The sequence below is a fragment of the Nitratireductor aquimarinus genome, from assembly GCF_017255295.1.
Taxonomy (GTDB): Bacteria; Pseudomonadota; Alphaproteobacteria; order Rhizobiales; family Rhizobiaceae; genus Nitratireductor; species Nitratireductor aquimarinus.
In genome coordinates, this window is sequence record NZ_JAFKDE010000005.1 from 22,965 (window position 1) to 48,141 (window position 25,177).

General features: G+C 63.3%; 23 protein-coding genes and 2 tRNA genes. 14 read left to right on the forward strand and 11 right to left on the reverse strand.

The window, feature by feature from the left end:
* Window positions 1–64: 64 nt before the first annotated feature.
* From JYP46_RS09305 to JYP46_RS09320, 4 genes are all read right to left on the reverse strand, one after another.
* Window positions 65–328 carry a hypothetical protein gene (locus tag JYP46_RS09305; protein ID WP_206547954.1) on the reverse strand — a complete coding sequence of 88 codons (264 nt, stop codon included), beginning with the start codon at window positions 326–328 and terminating at the stop codon, window positions 65–67.
* Window positions 325–807, reverse strand: a complete 483-nt coding sequence (locus tag JYP46_RS09310) for a hypothetical protein (protein ID WP_206547955.1) — start codon at window positions 805–807, stop codon at window positions 325–327. Before JYP46_RS09310 ends, JYP46_RS09305 begins: the two co-directional genes overlap by 4 nt.
* Window positions 808–1,107: 300 nt before the next feature.
* Window positions 1,108–1,182: transfer RNA gene (locus JYP46_RS09315), tRNA-Met, on the reverse strand.
* 297 nt (window positions 1,183–1,479) lie between these two features.
* Window positions 1,480–1,659: a helix-turn-helix domain-containing protein gene (locus JYP46_RS09320; protein WP_206547956.1), complete on the reverse strand. Its 180-nt coding sequence runs from the start codon at window positions 1,657–1,659 to the stop codon at window positions 1,480–1,482.
* A 6-nt stretch (window positions 1,660–1,665) separates the two neighbouring features.
* Between JYP46_RS09320 and JYP46_RS09325 the strand changes: the two genes are divergently transcribed.
* The 8 genes from JYP46_RS09325 (at window position 1,666) to JYP46_RS09360 (ending at window position 5,106) form a co-directional block, all read left to right on the forward strand.
* Window positions 1,666–2,481, forward strand: coding sequence for a LexA family transcriptional regulator (locus JYP46_RS09325; RefSeq protein WP_206547957.1), 816 nt, complete (start codon window positions 1,666–1,668; stop codon window positions 2,479–2,481).
* A gap of 108 nt (window positions 2,482–2,589) precedes the next feature.
* Window positions 2,590–2,814 (forward strand): hypothetical protein, encoded by a 225-nt coding sequence (locus JYP46_RS09330; protein WP_206547958.1) that lies wholly within the window; start codon window positions 2,590–2,592, stop codon window positions 2,812–2,814.
* 120 nt (window positions 2,815–2,934) lie between these two features.
* On the forward strand, window positions 2,935–3,075 hold the full coding sequence (locus JYP46_RS09335) for a hypothetical protein (protein ID WP_206547959.1): 141 nt from the start codon (window positions 2,935–2,937) through the stop codon (window positions 3,073–3,075).
* On the forward strand, window positions 3,075–3,320 hold the full coding sequence (locus JYP46_RS09340) for a hypothetical protein (RefSeq protein WP_206547960.1): 246 nt from the start codon (window positions 3,075–3,077) through the stop codon (window positions 3,318–3,320). The genes JYP46_RS09335 and JYP46_RS09340 overlap by 1 nt, the downstream gene beginning before the upstream one ends.
* Window positions 3,313–3,600: a hypothetical protein gene (locus tag JYP46_RS09345; protein WP_206547961.1), complete on the forward strand. Its 288-nt coding sequence runs from the start codon at window positions 3,313–3,315 to the stop codon at window positions 3,598–3,600. Before JYP46_RS09340 ends, JYP46_RS09345 begins: the two co-directional genes overlap by 8 nt.
* Window positions 3,597–3,881: a hypothetical protein gene (locus tag JYP46_RS09350; RefSeq protein WP_206547962.1), complete on the forward strand. Its 285-nt coding sequence runs from the start codon at window positions 3,597–3,599 to the stop codon at window positions 3,879–3,881. The genes JYP46_RS09345 and JYP46_RS09350 overlap by 4 nt, the downstream gene beginning before the upstream one ends.
* Window positions 3,882–3,883: 2 nt before the next feature.
* Window positions 3,884–4,066 carry a hypothetical protein gene (locus JYP46_RS09355; RefSeq protein ID WP_206547963.1) on the forward strand — a complete coding sequence of 61 codons (183 nt, stop codon included), beginning with the start codon at window positions 3,884–3,886 and terminating at the stop codon, window positions 4,064–4,066.
* Window positions 4,066–5,106: a tyrosine-type recombinase/integrase gene (locus JYP46_RS09360; RefSeq protein WP_206547964.1), complete on the forward strand. Its 1,041-nt coding sequence runs from the start codon at window positions 4,066–4,068 to the stop codon at window positions 5,104–5,106. Before JYP46_RS09355 ends, JYP46_RS09360 begins: the two co-directional genes overlap by 1 nt.
* Window positions 5,107–5,185: 79 nt before the next feature.
* Here JYP46_RS09360 and JYP46_RS09365 read toward each other — a convergent pair.
* Together JYP46_RS09365 and JYP46_RS09370 are read right to left on the reverse strand one after the other, a co-directional pair.
* Window positions 5,186–5,261: transfer RNA gene (locus JYP46_RS09365), tRNA-Glu, on the reverse strand.
* 99 nt (window positions 5,262–5,360) lie between these two features.
* Entirely contained in the window at window positions 5,361–5,735 is a 375-nt protein-coding gene (locus JYP46_RS09370) for a fimbrial protein (protein ID WP_206547965.1), read from the reverse strand.
* 26 nt (window positions 5,736–5,761) lie between these two features.
* Between JYP46_RS09370 and JYP46_RS09375 the strand changes: the two genes are divergently transcribed.
* Window positions 5,762–6,811 (forward strand): RluA family pseudouridine synthase, encoded by a 1,050-nt coding sequence (locus JYP46_RS09375; protein WP_206547966.1) that lies wholly within the window; start codon window positions 5,762–5,764, stop codon window positions 6,809–6,811.
* Between the two features lie 196 nt (window positions 6,812–7,007).
* Window positions 7,008–7,931: an RNA polymerase sigma factor RpoH gene (rpoH, locus tag JYP46_RS09380; RefSeq protein WP_113153384.1), complete on the forward strand. Its 924-nt coding sequence runs from the start codon at window positions 7,008–7,010 to the stop codon at window positions 7,929–7,931.
* 112 nt (window positions 7,932–8,043) lie between these two features.
* Here rpoH and JYP46_RS09385 read toward each other — a convergent pair whose 3' ends face one another.
* Together JYP46_RS09385 and JYP46_RS09390 are read right to left on the reverse strand one after the other, a co-directional pair.
* Window positions 8,044–9,510: a RodZ family helix-turn-helix domain-containing protein gene (locus JYP46_RS09385; protein ID WP_206547967.1), complete on the reverse strand. Its 1,467-nt coding sequence runs from the start codon at window positions 9,508–9,510 to the stop codon at window positions 8,044–8,046.
* A 75-nt stretch (window positions 9,511–9,585) separates the two neighbouring features.
* On the reverse strand, window positions 9,586–10,884 hold the full coding sequence (locus JYP46_RS09390) for an adenylosuccinate synthase (RefSeq protein ID WP_206547968.1): 1,299 nt from the start codon (window positions 10,882–10,884) through the stop codon (window positions 9,586–9,588).
* A gap of 240 nt (window positions 10,885–11,124) precedes the next feature.
* Here JYP46_RS09390 and JYP46_RS09395 point away from each other — a divergent pair, with 240 nt between their 5' ends.
* Window positions 11,125–12,300, forward strand: a complete 1,176-nt coding sequence (locus tag JYP46_RS09395) for a phosphoserine transaminase (RefSeq protein ID WP_206547969.1) — start codon at window positions 11,125–11,127, stop codon at window positions 12,298–12,300.
* Window positions 12,301–12,377: 77 nt separating this feature from the next.
* A complete protein-coding gene (serA, locus tag JYP46_RS09400; protein WP_206545739.1) occupies window positions 12,378–13,976 on the forward strand; it encodes a phosphoglycerate dehydrogenase in 1,599 nt (532 codons plus the stop codon).
* Window positions 13,977–14,014: 38 nt separating this feature from the next.
* Here the strand turns inward: serA and JYP46_RS09405 are convergent, their stop codons facing one another.
* Window positions 14,015–14,908: a DMT family transporter gene (locus JYP46_RS09405; RefSeq protein ID WP_206547970.1), complete on the reverse strand. Its 894-nt coding sequence runs from the start codon at window positions 14,906–14,908 to the stop codon at window positions 14,015–14,017.
* 265 nt (window positions 14,909–15,173) lie between these two features.
* Between JYP46_RS09405 and JYP46_RS09410 the strand changes: the two genes are divergently transcribed.
* Window positions 15,174–16,538: a sugar transferase gene (locus tag JYP46_RS09410; RefSeq protein ID WP_222474032.1), complete on the forward strand. Its 1,365-nt coding sequence runs from the start codon at window positions 15,174–15,176 to the stop codon at window positions 16,536–16,538.
* Window positions 16,539–16,632: 94 nt separating this feature from the next.
* Window positions 16,633–17,556 (forward strand): sugar kinase, encoded by a 924-nt coding sequence (locus tag JYP46_RS09415; RefSeq protein ID WP_206547971.1) that lies wholly within the window; start codon window positions 16,633–16,635, stop codon window positions 17,554–17,556.
* Window position 17,557: 1 nt separating this feature from the next.
* Here the strand turns inward: JYP46_RS09415 and pbpC are convergent, their stop codons facing one another.
* Window positions 17,558–19,627: a penicillin-binding protein 1C gene (gene pbpC / locus JYP46_RS09420; RefSeq protein WP_206548103.1), complete on the reverse strand. Its 2,070-nt coding sequence runs from the start codon at window positions 19,625–19,627 to the stop codon at window positions 17,558–17,560.
* 27 nt (window positions 19,628–19,654) lie between these two features.
* A complete protein-coding gene (locus tag JYP46_RS09425; RefSeq protein WP_210346597.1) occupies window positions 19,655–25,117 on the reverse strand; it encodes an alpha-2-macroglobulin family protein in 5,463 nt (1,820 codons plus the stop codon).
* Window positions 25,118–25,177: the final 60 nt, after the last annotated feature.

Below are 25,177 nucleotides of genomic sequence, written 5' to 3' on the forward strand. Positions count from 1 at the left end.
CAGAGTAGCAGGAGACAGAACAGCAGAACGGCAAAAGCCGCCGCCCGCCATGCGCGCGCCGCCGTCATGCCGCCTTCTCCTCAGCCACGCTTTCGCAGCGGGCCAGATAGTCGCGGTGAAATGCGCAATAGCGGCTGTGCTGCCCGCCGCCGGCCCAGTTCTCTGGCTCCACAGCGGCGGCACAGAAAAACGTGGTGCCCGGCTCACGCCGCACGGGAAAGAGGCAGAAAGCCCCTTCGATCTCCAAAAGGCTGCGCCCGCCGGCCACGCCAGCAGGCGCTTCCGGCGCATTGCGCTCCTGCACCATGTCTTCGACGGAGCGGATCATCGCGCGTCCCCGAGCTTCGCTGAAAGCCTGTAGAGGACTGCTTTTGCCTCTGTGACTTCACGGAGCAGATCGCTCCGATCAGTAGCGTCGAGACGCTTCCCACTGGTCAGCAGGCCAAGCAGCAAATTGACAACGTCGCCGGTTTCCTTGGCAATCGCCTGCGCATCACCGAGATGAAGATCGTCTTCTTCTTCCGCGCCAATGGGGCGTAGTTCGAACCCCTGCATTCTCGCCAACACCCCGGTTATCATCGGGGCGCCGTTGTGCCGGTCGAGCTCAAGTATAATGTCGAGCGGTACGAAGTGATCAGGCTCGGCCCTGCCGCCGTATTTTGAAAGGGCGGCCTTTTTCACTCGCGTATGAGGCTCGAATTCGGCCCCACCCGCCATTTTCACCGCCCGTGCGGTGATGGATTTGAGGCGGCGTCGCTCGTCATCTGTAGACTCGCGAGGAATGATGCGAAGTTCATCGCCAGACATTCAGGAAACTCCAGGCAAAGCTCGACCGGTCAAGGAAACAATTGCGAAAATTGTTTCCGTGATCGAAAGCGCGTGAATTGGTTAGCGTGCGGGCATGGAGCAGAAGCCAGACACCCGCGAAATCATCGGCCTATGGCGGCGACCGGAGAGCGCCCCGAGGCACGCCCTCCGGCCCCTTCTCGCTCTCAGGGTTATGGGTTTGCGCCACGCAAGGCTGCGACCGCAGCCCGCCCGTTTTTTCGGGCGCGTTGTCCGCAGGCCAGCGGGGCGAAGCCTCGCGCTCGGCCGGGAGGGCGCAACTGGTTGCAGGGGGCAGATTCGAACTGCCGACCTCTTGGGTATGAACCAAGTGGGATACCGCTTCCCCACCCTGCTGAAACTGATTTGCTGCGCCGGCCTCAAGGTCGCACACGGCGCGCAGAAGGCGCGGAATGCCTGCAGCCCTGGCGCGCTCGGCGGCCATGTCGGCAATCAGCGCGTCGACACTGGCGAACCTCTCATAGGCGGCAATCGCCTTGAGCAGGATCATCATGGCCGGCGAAACGCGAATGGAAGAGGAGGCCGCGCCTGCCGGGAAACGAGCCCCGTAACCCGCAGGCGCGGCCAGCGCCACATTTCCGGGGAGGAGGTCGGAAACGCGGTCTTGGGAGGAACAGCGTTGACGAAGCGCGCTCATTCGGCGGCCTCCCGAATAGGTCGGAATGACGTTGCGGTCGTGAACAATTCTTCAACGCCGTTGCTGTCTGCAGCATCAGCCAACATCGAGAGGAGCCGCAGAATGGCACCACTTGGCTTTCGCCCATTCTCCAAATGGGAAACGGTTGAGCGGTCGACGCCGAGAAACTCGGCCATCCGCTCTTGCTTCCAATTGATGCGCAGGCGAAGCGCTTTGACGTCGCAGATATCACTCATGGCGGAAACGTGCATAACGCACGGTTCATTGTCAAGTCGAAACGCACGGCTCAACTGTGCATTTTGCACATGATGGAACACGATGACAGGCCAGACAGCGCCAAAAGGCTTGAAAAGGCGCGCATCAGCAGAGGCTTCACGAGCGCAGCGGACGCCGCCCGCTACTTCGGATGGTCCTATGACACATACATCCAACATGAGAACGGCACACGCGGGATTGTCCGCGCCGCACAGAGATATGCGAAAGCGTTTCGTGTAACGCCTGGCTGGCTACTTACAGGCGAAGGCGCTGGGCCAGGCGAACTGCCTGTGAACGGTGTAACGAGCGCAAGGATGGTGCGAGTGAAGGGCTTTGTCCAAGCTGGCCACTGGGCCGAAACGTGGGAGTGGCCGGATGACGACCAGTATACGGTTCCAGTACCTTTTGACGAGGGACTTTCGCCTTTCTCGCTCTACGGCGCAGAAACACGCGGCCCATCGATGGACAAACGCTACCCGCAAGGCACCGTTTTGATCTTCACAGACGCCATCGAGACGCACGAAGACGTCGAGATTGGCGCACGCTATATCGTCGAGAGAGAACGGCCGGACGGAATGCGCGAAGCCACGGTAAAAACCCTCTGGCGAGATGACGCAGGTGAAATGTGGCTCCTCCCCGAGTCAAACGATCCGCGCTTCCAAGAGCCTATACCGGTAAACGGCGACGACGACGATACCATCCGCATTGTCGGTCGCGTGCGTTACGCCGTCTCCCGAGAATAGCGAAAACGAGATAGCGTGCATTATGCACGTTTTTTCTTGACATAAATCTGTGCGTTATGCACTCTTCTCTCATTCCCCACCCGGGGACCACTCGAACGGAGAGATGCAATGATCCAGTTTCAGAAGGCCGGAAATCCGGCCACGGAAGCCGCCCACATCGAAACCGACCCCGTGAAGCTCATGGCCGACGCCATGCTGGTCATTCAGGGCGGCGGGCGCACGGTTGACCGCGATGCCCTTTCCCTTGAGGGCTTTTCCGCAGCTGAGATCGACAAACACGGCGTCGAGGCCCGCGACCTTGCCAATGCCCTGTCGCAGAGGCGGGCGGCATGAAAGCCGCCCTCGCCTTTCTGGCACGCCGCCGCATCGAGCGCGCGGCCATGATGGCGCTGGCCCTCGCCTACGGCGTCGGCCTGCCGCTCATCTACGCGACCACGTGATGAGGGCGGCGTCATGTCTCCCGTCCTCGCCACCCTCGCCGGCGCAGCGTTCGGCCTTTGCCTTGTCGCGGCGCTGATCATCGCCCTGAAACGCCGCGAGCGCCGCACCGGCGCCGACGATTTCCTTTCAGACAAGAACGATTGGGGAATGTGATGGCTGCGCAGCCGCCGCCGCTGACCAAGCGTCAGCGCCACGTCCTTTTTCTGCAGGGCGCGCTGAACCGCGTGGCGCACTGCTACACCCCGCCTGCCCGACCAGATGCACTGGCCGAGTTCCTGCTCGGCGGCGAAATGGTCGACCGCGGCTACATCGCGATCACCGATCTGGCCGGCGCGAAATCCTTCATCGACGACATCAGAACAGGCCGCAGGCCGGTTCGGGAGGAAGCCCATGGCTGACCGCACGAACACCAAATGCCGCAACTGCGGCAACGCCATGCCGCCATCCAACTTCCGCGCTTGCGAGGCCTGCCGAGCCGAATGGCGGCAATACGCCAGAAAGCCCGGAGGCCCGGCCGAACAGCGCGAGCTGCTTGAAGAGCTCATCGCCGTCACGAAAGACGTGACACGCATGCTTGAGGCCGTCCGCTACACCTCCGGCCTGGGCCAAGGCCAACTCGACCGCCTGCAGAAAGCGAAATCCGCGATCATCAGGGCGGAAGGAGCATTCAAGCAATGACCATCGAAACCCATGACGGCCGCACGCAGGTCACCTGCGACCACTGCCCGGCCTGCTACCCGAACACCTACGCCCGCGAAGATTTCGACGTGATGATCGCCGACGCAAGAACGGCCGGCTGGCGCATCGTGAAGGCGAAGGTCGACTCGGCAAGCGGCGAAGGCACGGTCGAGCTTTTTGGCCAGACTCCACGGATAGCCGGGGCGAAATTAAGGAGACAGCCCTATCTCCACGTCTGCCCGAACTGCCAGTCGCTGCCTGAAGAGCATCGGAGGATCTAGGTATGAGCCGCGCACTCGCGCTTACACAAAGACAGGTCCGCGCCCTTTGTGAGGGGGCGAAGAAGGCGGGTTTTGCCCCCATTGTTCAGATTGGCAACGTCCTGGTACGGCTTGTTCCGGAGGAGCACGCCATCCCCGAACGCCCGGACGGCAAGCTTGACAAAGAAGAACAGGGCTATTTCTGATGTCGGATATGCCGCGTCGTCGCAAACCATATGTCCAGAAGGAAATCACACGCCACAACACGACAGTGTGGTATTTTCGGCGCGGAAAAGGCCCAAGGATCAGACTCCCTGGCCCCTATGACAGCGATGAGTTCAATGCAGCTTACGAGGCTGCACTTTCCGGCGAAACACAACACCGCCGCTCCTCGCTGCTGGAACACAGGCAGGGGTCGGTAGCCTGGCTCATCCGACAGTACCGGCTCTCTGCTGCATACCGGAATCTTGCCGACATCACGCGAAAGAATCGTGACGCGATCCTGAAACAGGTCGAGCAGACCGCGGGCAACCTCACTGCGGCAAAAATCACGCCGGACCACATTCGGGCTGGATTGAAACGGCGAGAAGGAAAGCCAGGATCTCAGCGCAACTTCCTTCGCGCCATGCGACACCTTTTTCAGTGGGCGGTGCCAGAGCACGTGCCATCCGATCCAACGGCGGGGGAAAAGGTAAGGATGCCGAAAACTCAGGGGCACGCACCATGGTCCGTCGACATGATCGACAGATACCACGCCAAGCACAAGCTGGGGACAAAGGCGCGGCTTGCGATGGACCTAATGCTCTATACGGGCCTTCGCCGATCAGACGTGGTCAGACTGGGCCCTCAGCATATACGTGACGGTGTGTTGACGATCAGGCTCAAGAAGTCGCAGGAACTCACCGAAGTGATCCTGCCCGTGCTTCCTCCGCTGAAGGAGAGCATCGACGCCACGGAAGTGGGTGACCTGGCGTTTCTGGTAACGCAATACGGGAAACCATTCACTGCCGCCGGTTTTGGCAACTGGTTCGCGGATCAATGCATTGATGCCGGCGTCGAAGGGCGGGCGCATGGCCTGCGCAAGGCAGCAGCAACCTTCGCGGCAGACAATGGGGCCACGCCTCACGAACTGATGGCGATCTTTGGATGGCAGAATCTCAAGGAGGCGGAGACCTACACTAAGGCCGCCGATAGGAAGCGCGCAGCTCTAAAGCGTGCGCATCTCATTCTCAGGACCAAAGCATGAACTTCTATTCCCGCACCTTGTTCTCCGGTGCGGGGATTTGGCCGGAAAGCCAAATGAAATCAATGCCACTGGAACGGAATGGCACTCCCAAGGGGACTCGAACCCCTGTTTCCGCCGTGAGAGGGCGGCGTCCTAGACCGCTAGACGATGGGAGCGCAGCGATTGCGGCGATATAGGCGCGTTCGCGGCCGAATGCAACAGCCGTTTTGCGATCTTTGTGAATTCGGCCAAGTTTTTTTGGCCGACCCCGATCATCAGGGCTGCAACGTAAACCGTGCAGCCATGTTACCGTTCGAAAGATCGTAAAGACGAAGCTCTTCATCGCCATCGGCCAGACGCACATGCAGGGAGATCCGCGCGCCGTCGAGCGACTGCGAAAGAACCCGTGCGCCCTCAGGCAGATCGATCACGCCTTCCATGGCGTCACCCGGCAGGGCAATCGCGTCCGCCGGCTCCTCCGGCTTCTCGCTCAGCGTCTTGTAGACAAAGGCGAGCACGACCGCCATAACCGCGGTGAACAGAATGGCCAGATTGATGCCCATGAAGCGGACCATCTTGCGGCGCACTCGCTCGGCTGCCGGATCGAGCGTCTCCTGCTCCGGGGTTTCCTGTTCTTCTGGCGTGGCCATGTCTCACCGTTTTGAAAGCAATCTCAATGCGCGATCCTGATACCGAAGACCACAACGAATGGGAAGACGCAGACGCAAGCAAAGCGTTCACCGTTGACCCCGAAGACGCCGGAGAGCGGCTGGATCGCTGGCTTTCGGGCCGGCTGGGCGCGGCGGTTTCACGCAGCCGCCTGCAGTCGCTCATTCGCGCAGGCGCCGTTCGCTGCGACGAAATCCCGGTCACCGAGACCAAGCACAAGGTTGCGGAAGGCGAGGTTTACGCCCTCATCGTGCCCGAGGCGGAGCCGGCGGAACCGGAGCCCGAACCCATCCCGCTCGATGTTCTCTATGAAGACGCCTCGCTGATCGTCATCAACAAACCGGCTGGCCTCGTGGTGCACCCCGCCCCCGGCAACTGGTCGGGCACACTGGTCAACGCGCTGCTTCACCATTGCGGCGACAGCCTCGCCGGCATTGGCGGCGTGCGCCGACCCGGCATTGTTCATCGCCTCGACCGCGACACCACGGGCGTAATGGTCGTGGCCAAGACCGACAATGCCCACCGCATCCTGTCGGAAGCCTTTGCCGATCACGGTCGCAGCGGCGACCTGGAACGCGCCTACACCGCCCTTGTCTGGGGCGCGCCGGAGCGCATGGCAGGCACGATCGACGCGCCGCTTGGCCGCCATGCGCAGAGCCGCACGCTGCGCGCCGTGGTGCCCGCCGGCCGCAGCGACGCCCGCCACGCCGTCACCCGCTACAAGGTCGAGAAGCGCTATGGAACCGATGGCGCGGGCAATGCATTTGCTTCACGGGTGGAATGCCGGCTGGAGACCGGACGCACGCACCAGATCCGCGTGCACATGGCGCATATCGGCCATCCGCTCATCGGCGACCGGGATTACGCCCGCGCCTTCCGCACCAAGGCCAACAGGTTACCCGAGGAGATACGCCCCACAGTCGCCGCTTTTCCGCGTCAGGCTCTGCATGCTCACCTTCTCGCCTTCCGGCATCCGGAAACCGAAGAACTGATGCGTTTCGAGGCCGATCTGCCCGCCGATCTGCTGGCATTGACAAAGGCACTTGATATTTTGTAATAGTCGGTACAATAATAGTGTCCACCATCTGGTGACACAATGTTGACAGCAGAGTGAGACTTTAACTGTCGGGAATCGTTCCTATATGGGATATGGTGCGGTGCATCAAAGATGATCGCGCTGTTTCCCATCCCAGCAAACGCCAAGACATAAGGCGTCCCCGCATGAGGGCGGATCCGGCAAAGGAGGGTGCTTAATGGCCCAGACATTACCCAGCGTCGCCACGGGCGAAGGCGGTCTGACCCGCTACCTGGAGGAAATTCGCCGTTTCCCCATGCTGCAGCCCGAAGAAGAGTACATGCTTGCGAAGCGCTATTCGGAGCATGACGACACGGCGGCTGCGCACAGGCTCGTGACAAGCCACCTGCGCCTCGTGGCCAAGATCGCCATGGGGTATCGCGGTTATGGCCTGCCGATCGGCGAAGTCATTTCCGAAGGCAATGTCGGCCTCATGCAGGCCGTCAAGAAATTCGAACCGGAGCGCGGCTTCCGCCTCGCCACCTATGCGATGTGGTGGATCAAGGCCTCGATCCAGGAATATATCCTGCGCTCGTGGAGCCTCGTGAAGATGGGCACCACGGCCAACCAGAAACGGCTGTTCTTCAACCTGCGCAAGGTGAAGAGCAAGATTCAGGCGCTCGATGACGGCGACCTGAACCCCGAGCAGGTTTCCGAAATCGCCACCCGTCTCAAAGTGAGCGAGGAAGAAGTCGTGTCGATGAACCGTCGCCTGTCGGGCGATGCGTCCCTCAACGCGCCGATCCGCGCCACGGAAGGCGAGTCCGGCGAGTGGCAGGACTGGCTGGTGGATGACGGCGAGAGCCAGGAAGACATGCTGGCCGAACAGGATGAGCTGGAGACACGCCGCCAGATGCTTGGCGACGCCATGTCCGTGCTCAACGACCGCGAGAAGCGCATCTTCCAGGCACGGCGTCTTTCCGAAGACCCGCTGACGCTGGAAGAACTGTCGGGCGAGTTTGACATCAGCCGCGAGCGCGTTCGCCAGATCGAGGTCCGCGCCTTCGAGAAGGTGCAGGAAGCGGTGCAGAATTCGGCCCGCCAGCAGGCGCTGGCTGCGAAGACACTGGCCGCCGAGGCCCATCGGCAGGCAGGCGCCTGAACGCGCCTTCCGCAATTGAGAATGAAAAAAGCCGGCGGTGATCCCGCCGGCTTTTTTGTTTCATCCAATTTCACGCCTGCCGTCAGACAGGGCGCCTGACCTGCAAGAGGCTCTAGCCGCTCGTCGCGTTCTGCCAGGCTGCCAGAACATCGTTGAAGACCTTCTCGCCTGGAATGCCCTTCTCAAGGGTGATGAGCGCACGCCGTCCGGACTTGTAGACGATGGGAATGTCGATCCAGCGCTGGCGACGCAGCAGCAGAAGATTGGTCTCGATATCGGCCGCGCTGTCGCTGAGCGCCACGAGGAAGAAGCCATCTGCAATCTTGGCCGGAATGCCAAGCAGCGGATTGCCCGTATCCTGCTCGGAGCGCTTCAGGGAAACGCGCAGGACATTGTCGATGCTGCCGCCCTCGAACTCGTCGGGCGTCAGGAAAATCACTTCCATGATGTGGCTTGCCGGCAGTGATTCATCCGCATTGCGGCGGATCGTCATTTTCAGCTGCAGGTTCTTCTGGGGAATGGTCGCCTCGGCGCGAATGGCCGGCTCCGGCGGAAGATCATTGCCCGGCGATTCCTGCACCACGGACCAGACCACGGCGCCGACATCGGCAGAGCCCTGCGAAACGCTGGTGCGCTCTTCATAGAAGATCGCCTTCTGGCCAACCGGAAGCGCCTGATCGGCACCCGCATCGCCATTCTGGGCAGGTGCGCCCTGCGAAGCCCCGTCACCAGTCTGGGTCGCCTGCGCGACCGAAGTCCCCTCGCCCACTCCCGACTGCCCGCCAGCCGGCCCGTCATCCACCTCGCGGCCATCGGGCAGGAGGCGCTGCGTAAACTTGCGCGCCGGTTCGGGCGCTGCCGGCTCGGCAGTGGCGTCTTCGCCGCCTGCGGCCGCAGTGTTTGCGCCGTCGTCTCCGGAACTCTCACCGGCGGCAGGCGTGGCCGCCTCACCGCTGTCGGTCGCGACCTGCTCCCCGCCGCCACCGACGAGACCTGCAAGATCGTCCTTGTAGAACCATGCACCCGCGGCAATCGCCACGAGCAGCAGAAGCGCCGCGATCAGACCGCCGGAAACGCCCTTGCGCCCCTTGGCGCGCGGCGGCGGGGGCGGCGTTTCCAGCCCCGCTTCCGGTCCATCGACGCCACGATCCCTGTCGGACGCCTGCTCTTCCACACCGGCAACGACAGGGTCTTTCGCACCGTCATCCGCCTTTGCGGCATCGCCGGTTTCAACAGGGGCGGGAGCCTTCTCGTCAGGCCGTGCGGCGAAATTGCCGTAGAGCGGGTCGGCCGGTTTTACCGGGTCGACATCAAGCTCGGCAAAAATTTGGTCCAGCTCGTCCTGATCAGGCTCTTCGGGCGGTGGCGGTGGTGCGTATTCAGCCTCAACCTTGGCGATGGCGTCTTCGAGCAGCTTGCGCTGACGTTCCACCACCGCCGCAGAGGGCGCCGGCTTCACGCTGGCAAGCTTGTTCTCGATTGTCATTCGGGCTTTCTGATAAACGCGCTCACGCGCTTCCGGAGAATTCTCCGAAAGCGCATCGATCGTTTTCTTCAGAACCGCAGAAAAATCCGCCATGCCTTATCAAACCTGTTTTACTTTTTTGATCGCGCAGCCGCCCCACGGACACGCAAAGCAGTTCTGCCCGCGAAACTAGTCCTGAAAAGGATCGGTCACAAGTATGGCGTCTTCGCGTTCGGGGCTGGTGGAAAGAATAGCCACCGGCGCGCCGATCAGCTCCTCGACGTGACGCACATATTTGACAGCCTGCGCCGGCAGGTCCGTCCACTTGCGCGCGCCCTTGGTCGTGCCCTTCCAGCCTTCCAGCGTTTCATAGACCGGCTCGAGGCGCGCCTGTGCGCCCTGGCCCGCCGGCAGATAATCGATCAGTTCGCCATCGAGCTTGTAGCCCGTGCAGATCTTGATCTCGTCCATGCCGTCCAGAACGTCGAGCTTGGTCAGCGCGATGCCGTTCATGCCGTTTGCGACAACGGCCTGACGCACGAGAACCGCATCGAACCAGCCGCAGCGACGCTTGCGGCCCGTGACGGTGCCGAATTCATGACCGCGCGTTCCGAGGAACTCGCCAACCTCGTTGTCCTGCTCGGTCGGGAACGGACCTTCGCCAACACGGGTCGTGTAGGCCTTGGTGATGCCGAGCACATAATCGATGGAGCCCGGCCCGAGACCGGAGCCCGTAGCTGCCTGACCGGCAATCGTGTTGGAGGAGGTCACGAAGGGATAGGTGCCATGATCGATGTCGAGCATGGTGCCCTGCGCGCCCTCGAACAGGATGCGCTGGCCGGCGCGGCGCGCGTCCTCGAGGATCTTCCAGACGCGATCCACATAGGGAAGGATCTTGTCGGCCACGGATGTCAGCTCTTCCATGATCGCCTCATGCGTCACTTCTTCATGGCCGAGGCCACGGCGCAGCGCATTGTGGTGCGTGAGCAGACGGTCGATCTTCATCGGCAGCGTGTCGGTGTTGGCCAGATCCATGACGCGGATCGCACGACGGCCGACCTTGTCTTCATAAGCCGGGCCGATGCCGCGGCGGGTGGTGCCGATCTTCGTGCCGGAATTGGATGCGGCGTCCTCACGGAAACCGTCGAGTTCACGATGCAGCGAGAGAATGAGCGCCGTGTTCTCGGCGATCTTCAGGCGGTCGGGGGTGACATTCACGCCCTGCTCGGCCAGACGGCCCATCTCGGCGACAAATGCATGCGGGTCGAAGACCACGCCATTGCCGATGACCGAAAGCTTGCCGGGACGCACGACGCCGGAGGGCAGCAGCGAAAGCTTGTAGCTCACACCATCGATGACCAGCGTGTGGCCGGCATTGTGGCCGCCCTGAAAACGCGCAACCACATCGGCGCGTTCCGACAGCCAGTCAACGATCTTGCCCTTGCCTTCGTCGCCCCACTGCGAGCCGACAACCACCACATTTGCCATGAAAAAGTCCTTCCCGGCGCAACGTCCGGCGGGTCCCCCGCCTGGATGATTAAGAAAACGAATGGCCTCTATAGAGCCTCAAGGCTCCCATGGAAACCATGCTGGCATTGTCGCTGCATGTTTTAACGCCGCATCGGGCGATCATGCCGCACTTGACTGGAAAAACGGATCGGCGTAACTCCGTCCGTGGGCCACCTCTCCCCACCGAGAGGCGTGCTATCTGTAAGGATAGGATATATCATGAGCGCACTCCCCACGCCGGACAACCGTCCGGCCAATACCCATTTTTCTTCAGGTCCCTGCACCAAACGTCCCGGCTGGTCGCTTGACGCGCTTGCCGACGCTCCCCTTGGCCGGTCGCACCGTTCGTCCGTCGGCAAGGCGAAACTGGCAGAGGCCATCGACCTTACCCGTGAAATTCTGCAGGTGCCCGCGGATTACCGCATCGGCATCGTGCCCGCATCCGACACCGGCGCCGTCGAAATGGCGCTCTGGTCGCTTCTCGGCGAACGCGGCGTCGACATGGTTGCATGGGAATCCTTCGGCGCCGGCTGGGTGACGGATGTCGTCAAGCAGCTCAGGCTCGAAGACGTGCGCCGCATCGAAGCCGACTACGGCGACCTGCCCGATCTCGGCACAATCGATTTCGACCGCGATGTCGTCTTCACCTGGAACGGCACCACTTCGGGTGTCCGTGTTCCCGATGGCAATTTCATTCCCGCCGACCGTGCGGGCCTGACGATCTGCGACGCCACCTCGGCTGCATTCGCCCAGCGCCTGCCCTTCGACAAGCTCGATGTCGTCACCTTCTCCTGGCAGAAGGTTCTGGGCGGAGAAGGCGCGCATGGCGTCATCATCCTGTCCCCGCGCGCCGTCGAGCGTCTGGAAAACTACGCACCGGCATGGCCGCTGCCGAAGATCTTCCGCCTCACCAAGGGCGGCAAGCTGATTGAAGGCATCTTCCGCGGCGAGACCATCAACACGCCGTCCATGCTTTGCGTGGAAGACTATATCGACGCGCTGAACTGGGCGAAGTCCGTCGGCGGCCTCGACGGTCTTGTCGACCGCGCCAATGCGAACTTCGCCGTGATCGACGAGTTCGTGCGCAAGAGCGACTGGCTCGATCATCTGGCCAAAGTGCCTGCCACGCGCTCCAACACTTCGGTCTGCCTGTCGATCGTCGATCCCGAGATCGCCGCACTCGATGCGGCCGATCAGGCGGCCTTCGCCAAGGGCATGGTTTCGGCTCTCGCCAAGCAGGGTGTCGCCTACGATATCGGCCATTACCGCGATGCGCCTTCGGGTCTGCGGATCTGGGCCGGCGCGACTGTCGAGGCATCCGATCTGGAAGCCCTGATGCCGTGGCTCGACTGGGCATTCCAGTCGCAGAAGGCCGGCCTCAAGGCCGCAGCCTGACAGGCTCACGCTGAATTTGCGGCTCCGCGCGCGGAGCCGCCACCCCTGATTTCATTGCAAAGCAACAGGAGGCCCTGATGGCGCCCCGCGTACTCGTATCCGATAAACTTTCGCCCACCGCCGTTGAAATCTTCAAGGATCGCGGCATCGAGGTGGATTACCTGCCCGACCTCGGCAAGGACAAGGAAAAGCTCCTCTCCGTCATCGACCAGTATGATGGCCTCGCCATCCGCTCGGCGACCAAGGTCACCGAAAAGCTGATCAACAACGCCACCAATCTCAAGGTTGTCGGCCGCGCCGGCATCGGCGTCGACAATGTCGACATTCCGGCTGCCTCGCGCCGTGGTATCATCGTGATGAATACGCCTTTCGGCAACTCCATCACCACCGCCGAGCATGCCGTCGCCATGATCTTCGCCGTTGCGCGCCAGATCCCGGAGGCCAACACCTCGACCCACGAAGGCAAGTGGGAAAAGAACCGCTTCATGGGTGTCGAGATCACCGGCAAGACGCTGGGCGTGATCGGCTGCGGCAATATCGGTTCCGTGGTCGCCATGCGCGCCATCGGGCTCCGGATGCACGTCGTTGCCTTCGATCCGTTCCTTTCGGCAGAGCGCGCGGCAGAGCTGGGCGTCGAGAAGGTCGAGCTTGAAGATCTCTTCAAGCGCGCCGATTTCATCACGCTGCACACGCCGCTCACCGACAAGACGCGCGGCATCATCGACAAGGACGCCATCGCCAAGATGAAGAAGGGCGTGCGCATCATCAACTGCGCGCGCGGCGGTCTGGTCAACGAAGCCGATCTGGTGGAAGCACTCAAATCGGGCAAGGTCGCAGGCGCCGGCATCGACGTGTTTGAGACGGAGCCGGCAACGGAAAACCCGCTCTTCAACATGCCCAACGTGGTCTGCACCCCGCATCTGGGCGCATCGACCAGCGAGGCTCAGGAGAACGTGGCCATCCAGGTGGCCGAACAGATGTCGGATTACCTGACGAAGGGCGCGGTCACCAACGCGATCAACATGCCCTCGATCAGCGCCGAAGAGGCGCCGCGCCTGAAACCCTTCATCAAGCTCGCTGAAGTGCTCGGTGCGTTTGTCGGCCAGGTGACCGACGAAGCCATCGAAGAAGTCGAGATCCTGTTCGACGGCTCCACCACGGAGATGAACCGCCGCGCGCTGATCAGCGCCGCCCTTGCCGGTCTGATCCGTCCGCAGGTGGCCGACGTCAACATGGTGTCCGCACCGGTGATGGCCAAGGAACGCGGCATCATCCTGTCGGAAGTCAAGCGCGACAAGTCGGGCGTGTTCGACGGCTACATCAAGCTGACCGTCAAGTCCTCGAAGAAGACGCGCACCATTGCCGGCACGGTGTTCTCCGACGGCAAGCCGCGCTTCATCCAGATCAAGGGCATCAACCTCGACGCCGAGGTCGGCCAGCACATGCTCTACACGACCAATTACGACGTGCCGGGCATCATTGGTCTGCTGGGCTCGATCTGCGCCAAGCATCAGGTCAACATCGCCAACTTCCAGCTGGGCCGCAACCGGCCGGGCGGCGATGCGATCGCTCTCCTCTATCTCGACGCGCCGTTCCCTGCGGATGTCCTGAAAGAGCTCCGCGCAACCGATGTCATCCTGTCCGCCAAGCCACTCTCGTTCGACGTGGCCGGATAAGCGACCGGTTTCAGAATCGGGAAGACAGAATGCCGGCGCTATGCGCCGGCATTTTTGCGTCCGCTGTGTTCTGCCAGCCAGATGCCGCCGAGCACCAGCGTCAGCGCAACGGCGTGATAGGCAAAGAAGTCCTCGCCAAGAATGACGATGGAAAGAAGCGTCCCGAAGATCGGCACGAGATTGATGAACAGCCCGGCACGGTTGCCGCCGATCAGTTCATTGCCGCGAATATAGAGGCTCTGGGCGAGGAGCGACGGGAACACGACCACATAGCCAACGACCATCCAGCCCTGTGCATCCGGCACGATCAACCGGTCCGTCGCCGCCTCCCAGGCGACCAGCGGGAACGAGGCGAGAAGGGCAAACAGCGACAGCACGAACATCAGGCTCAGCCAGTGGATATCTGGCTTGAGACGCAGGCCGACCGTATAGGCTGCATAAAGCAGGACCGCGACAAGCATCAGCGCATCGCCGAAATTCACATCCAGATCGAGCAGACGCGCGAACTCGCCGTGGCTCGCGACAATCGCCACCCCCACGAGGGACAGCATGAACCCGGCAACCTGCAGAGCGGTCACGCGGAGCCGGAAAAGAAGGAAATTCACGACGAAAATCACCATCGGGATCGCCCCCTGCTCGATGGCGATGTTGATTGCCGAGGTGAATTGGGCGGAGCTGTAGAACAGCGCGTTGAACCCGGTGAAGCCCATCATGCCAAGAAACGCCAGAAGCGGAAGCTTTGCGCGAATGGCCGGCCAGTCACGCTTGAGATGCGGCCACGCGAAAAAAACCAGCAGTGAGGAGCTGAGGATCCAGCGCAGCGTTGTCAGCATCATGGGCGAAACATGGCCGACAGCAAGGCGACTGGCCACGGCATTGCCGCCCCAGAACAGGGTTGTCAGACACAGAAAAATATAGGCTTGGCGATACATGAGACGAAACAACCTGCTGAAACGCGGGCTTGATAGGACCTCAGTGGCCAAACGTAAATGCCAGTGTCACAATTTGACAGCCGCACCATTGCATAAGGGGCGTTGCTGAGTTCAGAAACCGGGGCAAAGCGAATCGGCGTTTTTCATGAATTACTTGCTTCCAACTGGTTGTAAATAAAACATAACCAACTGAAGATTGCGAAGGTGATCAACATATGGCAAAGCGCAATGATGGTAGCTTGTGCATGCTGGACAGGAACAAGATTTGAACGACGCCTCCAAACCAACGGGAAAAAAGTCCGCTCCCGTTGAGGACAAGGCCAGACGCGCTGCGAAGCGCAGCCCGTCTTTGGAGGCAACGCCCGATCTTGAAGATGTTCTCGATCGCGGTGCATCCCTGCGCAAGCGCCGCCTGCTGCGCAATCTGCGCCCCATGCTGCCGGAAATCCTCGCTGCGGGCGTTCTTCAATGCCTTGTCTATACGGCTTTCATCCTGAATGCATCGCGCAGCGACTGGGGCAATCTCGCCATCGTCTGCGCGATCCTGTTGGCGCTGCCTTTCGTCATAGCGCTCGCCTTGCTTGGTTTTCGCCGGCAACGAAACACGTTCACGATCGCCATCTTCATCACATTCGTGGTCTTCACAACGGCCGTTGCCTTTCTCTCGGGCCTGCGCATTCGGATCAGTTATTCTGCTTTGCTGGTCGCCTATCTGGTCGCGAACGTGTTGATGTCGATAGCCAATCTGCGTCTTCACCGCTCGCTGGAAGATCACATCGCGCTTCTGGATTTTCCAGGCGCAAGGCAGGTGGCCTCCCGCCTTTCAGGCAAGGTCGCCGTCATCACCGACAAGAATGCCGATATCGGCGCTTACGACCGCATCCTGATCGACAGCAAGACCCATCACAATCCCGAATGGTCAGGCTTTCTGACCAAGGCCTACATGGTCGGCGTCGATGTCACGCCCTGGTTCAATTTCCTCGAACTGCGCGATGGCCGTGTCGATGTCGATGCATTCGACGTCTCGCATCTCGCATACACGCCCAGCCAGATCTATTATTCCAAGGCCAAGCGCGCGCTGGATCTGTTTGCCGTCATCATCACAGTGCCGCTCACCGTGCCGCTGGGCTTTGTGATCTGGCTTTACATCCGCATGCTGGATGGCGGCACTGCCATCTTCGTGCAGCAACGCCGGGGCTATGGCGGCCGCTCCTTCAACATGCTGAAGTTTCGCACCATGTATCATGGCCGCCAGGGCGGCTCGACGCAGGTCAACGACGACCGCATCATCAGGGGGTGCCGTTTTCTGCGCCGGCTGCGGCTCGATGAACTCCCCCAGCTCCTCAACATCTGGCGCGGCGAGATGAGCCTTGTGGGCCCACGCCCCGTGGCCGAATACGTGGCGCAGGCGAGCGAGGCGGAAGAGCCCAAATTCATTCACCGCACCATGGTTCTTCCGGGCATCACTGGCTGGGCACAGGTGAATTCCGGCTATGCAAGCACGACCCGGGAAGAGATCACCAAGCTCTCCTACGACCTCTACTACATCAAACACCTGTCGTTTGATCTGGACATGCTGATCATTCTCTCGACGATCAGAACGGTCCTGTTCGGGCGCGGCGCACGCTGAAGCGCCCCCGTACACGGCACAACATTCCACCCGCAATAAAAATGCTCTAAAGAGAAGCCCGCGCACGCTGCGACAACAGGAGGAGACTGCCGATATGAGCCATCCGAAGATCATCTGCATGGGCGAACCGCTGATCGAGTTCAACCAGGTGGACGACACGGGCCGTTACCTCTTCGGCCATGGCGGCGACACCTCCAACTGCGCCATCGCAGCCGCGCGCGCCGGCGCATCGGTCGGGTTCTTCACCGCGCTCGGCGCAGACGAGTTCGGTGACAGCCTGATGCAGCTCTGGGCAGACAATGGCGTGGACGCCCGCCATGTCCTGCGCAATCCGGATGCCCATACGGGTGTCTACTTCGTCAGCCATGGCGAGAACGGCCACGTCTTCTCCTATCTGCGCAAGGGTTCGGCGGCGAGCCGCGTCGCCCCGCGCGACCTGCCCCGCAGCGCCATCGAGAATGCCGACATCCTGCATGTCTCGGGCATCTCCATGGCCATCAGCGCCGATGCGAGCGATGCGGTTCTCGAAGCGATCGACATTGCCCGTGCCGCCGGCGCCAAAGTCTCGTTCGACACCAATCTGCGCCTGAAACTGTGGCCGCTCGAGCGCGCCCGTGCGCTGACCGAAGCCGCCATGCGCAAGGCCGACATCGCGCTTCCCGGTCTGGAAGACGCCGAACAGCTCGTCGGCATCAGCGACCCGGACGCCATCGCAGATCATTATCTGGGTCTTGGCGCAGGCATCGTCGCGCTGACGCTCGGCAAGGATGGCTGCCTCGTCGCCACGCCCGACGAGCGCCGCCGCGTGCCCGGCATCAGGGTCAGCGCCGTAGACGCCACGGGTGCGGGCGACACGTTCGATGGCAATTTCCTCGCCGAGCTCAATCGCCATGGCGACCCGTTCGAGGCAGCGCGCTACGCCAATGCGGCCGCTGCCCTTTCCACTCAGGGCTTTGGCGCAGTCGCTCCCATGCCCATGCGCGAAACGGTTTTGAAGGCGCTCGCGGAAGCCGCCTGATCTATTCCAGAAAAACATCGACGCTGGCGGAACGTCCGGCCGCGTCGATCACCGTCAGGGTCGATGCGCCGCCGCCATCGGGCACCCAGCTTGCCCTGCGCCGCCGATAGGCGTCCGGCAGCGGCTCGCCATTGGCCAGCCAGCGGAACGGCGCGCGCCCGCCATTGATCTTGAGCGCCAGCGGCATGACCCGCGCCCCACGCGCAAGCCCCACATCGATGCGCGCACCCTGCGGCGGGAACACGATTTCCGGCGCGGGCTCCACCGGTGCACCGGCGCGAAACCCGCCGCCCGAGACGGAGAAACGCCGCATGGGAAACGGAAGATCGGACGCGGCAAGCCGGATCGCGCCTGCCGGTGCAGGCGGGAACGGAACGATGCCCACGCCCGAGCGTGAAAACGCCTCGAACAGGATGGGAGCGGCAGCCAGATAGCCGGTCAGCCCCGGCACCGCGCCGCCATCGGGCCGCCCGGCCCACACGCCCAGCACATGCCGCCCGTCATAGCCGACCGACCACGCATCGCGGTAGCCATAGGACGTGCCCGTCTTGTATGCGATGCCGAGACGCGGCGCGTCGCTGGGCGGCGCGACACCGGACAGGATGTCCGCGACCTGCCATGTGGCCTGTGGCGTCAGCACGGAAGGGGGATGCGCGGCAATCTCTGTATCGTCCAGATAATGCAGCGGGCGCACCCGCCCCCGATTGGCGAGCCCGCCATAAAGCTGCACCAGCCCTTCAAGCGTCAGCCCCGCACCGCCAAGCCCGATGGCAAGGCCCGGCGTCTCGCCGGGCGGAAGCGCGGGCGGCACGCCAGCACGTCGCATGCGCGCCACCAGCCGCACCGGCCCCACTGCATCGAGCAGCCGGATCGTCGGCACGTTGAGCGACATCTGCAAGGCCGTGCGCACCGAGACGTCGCCCTGATAGGCCATGTCGAAATTGCGCGGGCGATATCCCGAGAAATTGCCGGGCCGGTCTTCGATCATGGTTTCCTGCATCACCAGCCCCTCCTCGAAGGCAAGGCCATAGATGAAGGGTTTGAGCGTGGAGCCCGGCGAGCGCTCTGCCACGCTCATGTCGATCCAGCCCGCGCGCGCGGCGTTGAAATACCCTGCCGACCCGACCCGCGCGAGCACTGCGCCGGTCTGCGCATCCGCCAGCACCATCGCCACGGAAACGCGCGGCCCCAGCCCGCGCGCGGCTCTGGCGGCAACTTCCTCAAGGCCCGCCTGCGCGCGCCGGCTGATGGTCAGGTGATGCACACGCTCATCCGGCTCCGCCTGCACCACCGCATCGGCCAGATGCGCGGCATAGGCGGGCATGGGCAGACGACGCCCGGCAAGCTTCGCCTCAGACGCGCGCGCGACCTCGCTTTCGATGATGACGCCAGCCCCCGCCATGCGCGCAAGCACCCGGTCGCGCGCGGCTTTTGCCGTCTGCGGATGCCGGTCAGGCCGGCGCGCTTCCGGCGATTGCGGCAGGGCGACCAGAAGAGCAGCCTCCTCCAGCCCCAGCTTGTGCGGCTCCTTGCCGAACCAGGCGAGGCTCGCCGCGCGCACCCCTTCAAGATTGCCGCCATAGGGCGCGAGCGTCAGGTAGCGCTCCAGGATCTCCCGCTTGGAAAGCCTGCGTTCGATCTGAAGCGCGCGCGCGATCTGCCGAAACTTGGCGCTGAAGCTGCGCGCCGCGCGTGGCTCGGTGAGGCGGGCAAGCTGCATCGACAGTGTTGACCCGCCCGAGACGATGCGCCCGTTCCGCAAGAGCTGCAATGCGGCGCGGCCAAGCGCGCGCATGTCGACACCCGGATGCGACCAGAAGCGCTTGTCCTCATAGGCGACCAGCATCTTGAGAAACTGCGGGTCGAGCGTGTCGATATCCGCCGGCAGACGCCAGCGCCCGTCAGACGCCGCATAGGCCCGCAGCAGCGCCCCGTCTCGGTCGAGCACCTCCAGCGAAAGCGGGGCGGGATCAAGCGGCGGCGGATAGGCGGCGTCCAGCCGGTCGAGCGTCACCGCCCCGCCAATGGCGAGCAGGGCCGCAAGGCCAGCGGCCATGGCAACCCGGCGCATATGTCGACGCGTTTTCATCGCCGCCGCCTACTGCCCCACGATCTCCATGAAGCCCGTGGCCGTGCGGGCGGAGAGCTGCGGACGGTACATGTCTTCCACGCTCGCCGCCGGATGCGTGTAGACGCCCGGCGTCACCGCACGCACCACATAGGCGAGCCGGAACTTGCCGCCGCCATTGCGGTCGAAGGCGGCGATGAAGCGGTCGTCACGGAACTCGGTGTGAACCGCATCCGTCTCGCCAAGCCACTCGAAATTCGCCAGTTCGGCGCTGCCCACCAGGCGCGGATTGTCGATCTCGAAGCCCGCCGGCAACAGGTCGGAGACCAGAACGCGTGAAGGCCAGGCGTTCTGTTCCATCATCTCCAGAACCACCACATAGCGCTCGTTCTGGCGCGCGTCGGAGACATTCGCCTCTTCACCGTCCAGCGTGTAGTAGCGCCGCTCGATGGTGAAGCCCTCGCCGCCCGCCGGCAGCGGCTGCTGCGGCGCGGCCACGGTGGTGATCACTGCATCGACCGGCTCGTTGCCCTGATTGGCCACCGTCAGCGGCGCGGCCTCGATCTCCAGTCCCGAAAGCCGCCGCGAGAACGCGCCCGCATGGGCGTTGCCGTCCACGGTCAGGCGCAAATCGTCGCTCGACTGGCTCAGCGCACGGGCGGCCAAAAGCATCCACGCCTCGTCCTGCGTGCTCATGTAACGCGTGTCACCGCGCACATCGGCCACCAGATCGATCATCTGCGGCACCAGCGCCGGTTCGGGCCGGCTTTCCGCCGCCAGCGCCAGCATCGCCGCACCGTCGCGCAGACGCGATCCGTAATCGGAGCGCGCCGTGTAACGCCCGCTCATGCCCTGAGCGAGACGGAAGGCGGAGGCAAAGCCCCGTTCCGCACGTTGCGCATCGCCGTAGAGCGCGAGACCCGCGGCAAGCTGCGCACGGGCCAGCGGCGTGGAGAACTCATCGAGCCGCGTGTCGAGATAGTAGCGCAGGTCACCGGCCGAAGCCTTGCGGTTGCGCGCCAGCACATAAAGCGCATAGGCGATCTCGCTGCCGCGCGAGGAGACATCCGTGTCATAGGCGAGCGTGTTCGAGAGGTTCTGCAGCGCTTGGCCCATCGCCGCCTCGGGCACGGCAAAGCCCTGCTCGCCGGCGCGGGTCAGGAAGTCCGTCACATAGGCGTCGAGCCACAGGTCGCCCGATCCCGGTCCCCAGAGACCGAAGCCGCCAGACGAAGACTGCGCGGCAAGCACGCTTGTGATGGCGTCCTCAATGCGCCCCTTCAGCGCCGGATCCTCTTCCAGCCCCGCAGCCTTTGAAAGCTCGCTCACATAGAGCAGCGGCAGCGCGCGGCTCGTGGTCTGCTCCGTGCATCCATAAGGATAGCGGTCGAGCGACATCAAAAGTGCCGGAATGTCGAACCCGTCGGCCCGCGAGATGTTGAGGCTCACCGACGCGTTCTCGGCAAAGCTGTCTTCCAGAAGCGCGCCGTCCAGCGTGACACTGCCGCCATTGGCTGCAAGCGTCACCACGCTGCGGCTGGCAACCGGCATCACGCCAGGCCGCACCGGCAGGGGCACGCTTTTCTCCACGGCAAGCCCGCTCTCATGCGCAAGCGCCACCGTCAGCGCGCCCTCGCCCGTCTGGTTCGTCGCCGAAACAGGCACAGAGAGCGTGGCCCTGCCACCCGCCTCAAGCGTCACCGTATCGGAGAGCGACCGCAGATCGGCGTCCACCGGCCCTTCGGCCATCACCGTGAGGCGATAGTCACCGGCCGGGCCATCCGTGTTGGCGATTTCAAGCAGAAGCCGCGCCTCGTCGCCCGGCGCCAGGAAGCGCGGGAGGCTGGTGGTCAGCACAACGGGATCGCGGATGATCACATCCTGCTGCGCGCTGCCCACGCCCTTCTTCGACCAGGCGACCGCCATGATGCGGGCCGTGCCGTTGAACTGCGGTATCTCGAAGGAGACCTCCGCTTTCCCGTCATCGTCCACCTTAACGATGCCGGAGAAAAAGGCGACCAGCTTCTGCGTCGGCGCGCTGCCGGTGGGCGCCATGCCCCCGCCATCGCCGCCGGTGCGCAGCCGGCCCATCGCGCCGAGCGAACCATCGATCAACCGCCCGTAAATGTCGCGCATCTCGATGCCCAGCATGCGCTGGCCGAAATACCAGGCGTCCGGCTGTGGCGGCTCGTAGCGCGTCAGATTGAGAATGCCCACATCGACCGCCGCAACGGTCACATAGGCTTCTTCACCCGGTTCCAGCCCGCCAACGCTGACGGGAATTGAAAGGGCAGCATCGGGGCGCGCCTGTTCCTCCACGCCGAGTTCAACCGAAAGGTCACGCGCACCCGGATCAACCTTGAGCCAGCGCACGCCGATGGCGCGCATGGGCAGGCGGTTTTCGGCATCGTCGCCGGGGCGGAACAGCGTTGCGGTCACATAGGCCCCGGCCCCCAGCGTGTCGGTCACCGGAATGTCCACGGTCGCGCCGGCTTCCGGCACGTTTGCGGTAAAGGTTTCAAGCAGGCTCTCGGACCCCACCGTCACCAGAACCTCGCCGGCAAAGCGGGGCGAAATCTTCAGCTTCGCCGTCTCACCCACCGCATAGGCGTCTCGGTCGAGCGCCACTTCCAGCCCGTCCGGCGTCTCGGTGGAACCGGCCTCCACATACCAGCCGGAATCGAACGCCGCGCTGGTGATCGGCCCGCCCGCATCCGGGCTTTCCACCTCAAGGCGATAGCGCCCCCAGTCCACGGAAACGCCGATCTGCGGCTCGCTGTCGGCCTTAGCATCCACCGTTCCCTCGCGCACGAGGCTCGTCGTGGTGATCGGCTCATAGTTCCAGGAACCGCCATCGCGATACCACTGATAGTGCCGCTCCACCTTCAGCAGTTTCCATTCGAGGCCGTCCATGGCGATGCGCTCACCCTTCGGATCGACTGCGATCACGCGGAAATTCGCCGTCGCTCCCTCGGCAACGCGACCGCCGGTGAATTCCGGCTTCAGGCCGATCATCGCGCTTTCCGGCTCGACACCGATCTCCAGCGCACGCTCCACGGCGCGGCCGCCGGCCTCGCGCATGCGCACGCTGACATCCGCCTTCAGGAGACGCGTGGTGGATGGCGCGCCATCCAGCGCCACCGGGAACCGCGCCTGCCCTTCCGCATCGGTCTCGGGCAGACCGGGCAGCGAAACGCGCAGCGCCTCCACATCCTCCTCGTCATCAAGGCCGAAGACATAGCCGGGGAAGGCTTTCCATTCGCGCGTCGGCGCGACCGTCAGTTCGCCTTCAAGCGCAAGCCCCGCCGCCGGTGCACCATAGAGATAGCGGCCATCGACGGTCACATCCGTCACACCACCGACCGGCACGGTCTCATCGGCGCTCGCAAGCTCGAACTCGGTGCGGTCGGGCACGAAATCCTCGACCAGAAAATTCTTTTCGGCCAGCGCCGGCTTTTTCGGATCGGCATAAATGCCGAGCACCCAGGTGCCGCGCATCGCGCTTCCGGGCAGATCGAGCGCCACCGCATGACCGCCAAGCGCCGCGCCATCCGAAACGACGCGCCGGTCCTCCACGCCGTCGGGGCGGCGGAAGATGAAGGTCAGCGGCAGATCCTCGACCGCATCCGAAGCGGGATTGCGCGTGAGCGCGCTCGCATGCACCGTCTCGCCGGCGCGATAGATGCCACGCTCCGTCCAAGCGAACACGTCGAGCGGTCCGGGCGAAGGACGCCCCGTCACGCCACGATCCGAAAGATCGAAGCCCGCGCGCGTCATGTCGAGGAAGACGAAATCCTCAGTCCCGTTTTCAGCAATGATCGCCGCCGGCGCGAGACCGGAAGAACCGCGCGCCAGACCGGGATCGAAGCGCGCATGGCCATCGCCATCGGTCTCCACCTCGCCAAGCACCTCATTGTTGCGCGCCACGAGCTTGAGCTTCAGTCCATCGAGCGGCTTCGCGCTCGCAAGCGAACGCGCGAAGACCGAAAGCCCGTCCTCACCGGCAAAGGTGGAAAGCCCGATATCGGAGACAAGGAACCACTGCGTGGCGCGGTTGTCCCAGTTCTGGCTCCGGTCGCCCTCCGGCACCGCCGTCATCATGTAGACGCCGGGTTTGCGCTCCGGCACCGCCTCATCGATGGGAATGCTGGTGACAACATCCTTGTTCAGTTCGGCGTCCACCTCGATCATGCCTTCGAAGACGGGCGCGCCCATCTGGTCGGCCACCTCGTCCACCGCATATTCGTTGAGCTGGCGCAGGAACTGCCCCTCGCTCAGAAGACGCGCCAGCGCGCGGTCACCGACGCGATACACGGACAGCGTCGCGCTGTCGGCATTCACGGAAACGAACGGGATGCCCCGGCGCGCCGAGGACGGCAGCACGAAATTGTCGCCGGTAAAGCGCAGCGAAGGCGCGCGGTCCCGCACGTAGATTTCGAGCGGCACCGGCTCGGCAATCACCTCGCCAATGGCCGCCGGCAGGCCCTGCCGGATGACGATGCGGTACTGTTCGCCATGCTTCAGACCGCTGACGCAAAGCTCCTTGTCGCTGCGGTCAACGGCGAAGGAGCGCAGATTGTCGACGGTCACGAACTGGGCGTAGTCGACGCCGCTCTTCACCAGCTCCTCGGAAAACTGAACGCAGGCGCGCGGCGTGGCGCTGTCGGAATCGACCGAATGATCGATCACGCGGAACCCCTTGCGGCGCTTGAGATCGGCATAAGCCTCCTGCACATCGCGCGCGGTCCTGAGCGCCAGGCTCGCCTCATAGGCGCTGAGCGCGGGGCGGAACAGGTTGCGCCGCTCAAGAGCCGGCGCAAGAACGGCCAGCGCTTCGGCGCGATCATCGGTGCTGCGCGACAGATTGTAGGCGTTCACGGCTGCACCCGTGCCGGCGCGCTGCAGACGATAGAGGTTCATCTCGCCGGCTGGCTGCGCCACCGTCGCGGCGCGCGCAAGCCGAGACCACAGGCCCGCATTGTCAGGCTCCACCACAAGGGCTGCGGTATAGGCCCGGATCGCATTGAGCGGATCATTGTTCGCAAGCGCCTGCCCGCCTGCGGCGGTCAGGGCAGCGAAACCGGCATTGACGGCATTCTGCGTGCGCAGCACCTCGTCACGATATTGATCCGCCTCGCGCAGCACATGTTCGGGCACGAAGCGCAGCGCCGGCGGCGCGCCAAGATCGGCAGCAGCGCCGCTCACCACCACCTTGCCGGCCACCGCTCCCTCGAACGGATCGAGGCGGTTGAAATCCGACTTCAGGAAGCACCATTGCGCGCTGGTGTTGTAGGTGAAGGCCCGGCACTGCGGATCGGCAAGGCACACCGCCTTGCACTGGTCGAGCGTCACATCCTTTTCGGTGCGCAGGTCGAAACCGAAATAATCGGCATTCTCGCTGGTCACGATCCGGCGCGCATCCTGCGCGGCAGCCATTGCTGCAAACCCGAAAACAAAAATAAAAAACAGGGAGAGTCCGCGTGCCGCACGCATAGCAATCCTCCAGGCGCTGCCGATATCGTCCCCTTGATATTGGGACAGCTTAGCAAAAGC

Bases quoted from the DNA above. Each gene is read 5' to 3' on its own strand.
- pbpC (WP_206548103.1), bottom strand. From the start codon at position 19,627: ATGCGCCGGGTTGCCATGGCCGCTGGCCTTGCGGCCCTGCTCGCCATT.
- JYP46_RS09375 (WP_206547966.1), top strand. From the start codon at position 5,762: ATGCGCGATCCTGATACCGAAGACCACAACGAATGGGAAGACGCAGAC.
- JYP46_RS09395 (WP_206547969.1), top strand. From the start codon at position 11,125: ATGAGCGCACTCCCCACGCCGGACAACCGTCCGGCCAATACCCATTTT.
- JYP46_RS09310 (WP_206547955.1), bottom strand. From the start codon at position 807: ATGTCTGGCGATGAACTTCGCATCATTCCTCGCGAGTCTACAGATGAC.
- JYP46_RS09340 (WP_206547960.1), top strand. From the start codon at position 3,075: ATGGCTGCGCAGCCGCCGCCGCTGACCAAGCGTCAGCGCCACGTCCTT.
- JYP46_RS09360 (WP_206547964.1), top strand. From the start codon at position 4,066: ATGTCGGATATGCCGCGTCGTCGCAAACCATATGTCCAGAAGGAAATC.
- JYP46_RS09350 (WP_206547962.1), top strand. From the start codon at position 3,597: ATGACCATCGAAACCCATGACGGCCGCACGCAGGTCACCTGCGACCAC.
- JYP46_RS09415 (WP_206547971.1), top strand. From the start codon at position 16,633: ATGAGCCATCCGAAGATCATCTGCATGGGCGAACCGCTGATCGAGTTC.
- JYP46_RS09345 (WP_206547961.1), top strand. From the start codon at position 3,313: ATGGCTGACCGCACGAACACCAAATGCCGCAACTGCGGCAACGCCATG.
- JYP46_RS09370 (WP_206547965.1), bottom strand. From the start codon at position 5,735: ATGGCCACGCCAGAAGAACAGGAAACCCCGGAGCAGGAGACGCTCGAT.
- JYP46_RS09390 (WP_206547968.1), bottom strand. From the start codon at position 10,884: ATGGCAAATGTGGTGGTTGTCGGCTCGCAGTGGGGCGACGAAGGCAAG.
- JYP46_RS09320 (WP_206547956.1), bottom strand. From the start codon at position 1,659: ATGGCCGAGTTTCTCGGCGTCGACCGCTCAACCGTTTCCCATTTGGAG.
- JYP46_RS09425 (WP_210346597.1), bottom strand. From the start codon at position 25,117: ATGCGTGCGGCACGCGGACTCTCCCTGTTTTTTATTTTTGTTTTCGGG.
- JYP46_RS09335 (WP_206547959.1), top strand. From the start codon at position 2,935: ATGTCTCCCGTCCTCGCCACCCTCGCCGGCGCAGCGTTCGGCCTTTGC.
- rpoH (WP_113153384.1), top strand. From the start codon at position 7,008: ATGGCCCAGACATTACCCAGCGTCGCCACGGGCGAAGGCGGTCTGACC.
- JYP46_RS09405 (WP_206547970.1), bottom strand. From the start codon at position 14,908: ATGTATCGCCAAGCCTATATTTTTCTGTGTCTGACAACCCTGTTCTGG.
- serA (WP_206545739.1), top strand. From the start codon at position 12,378: ATGGCGCCCCGCGTACTCGTATCCGATAAACTTTCGCCCACCGCCGTT.
- JYP46_RS09305 (WP_206547954.1), bottom strand. From the start codon at position 328: ATGATCCGCTCCGTCGAAGACATGGTGCAGGAGCGCAATGCGCCGGAA.
- JYP46_RS09385 (WP_206547967.1), bottom strand. From the start codon at position 9,510: ATGGCGGATTTTTCTGCGGTTCTGAAGAAAACGATCGATGCGCTTTCG.
- JYP46_RS09330 (WP_206547958.1), top strand. From the start codon at position 2,590: ATGATCCAGTTTCAGAAGGCCGGAAATCCGGCCACGGAAGCCGCCCAC.
- JYP46_RS09355 (WP_206547963.1), top strand. From the start codon at position 3,884: ATGAGCCGCGCACTCGCGCTTACACAAAGACAGGTCCGCGCCCTTTGT.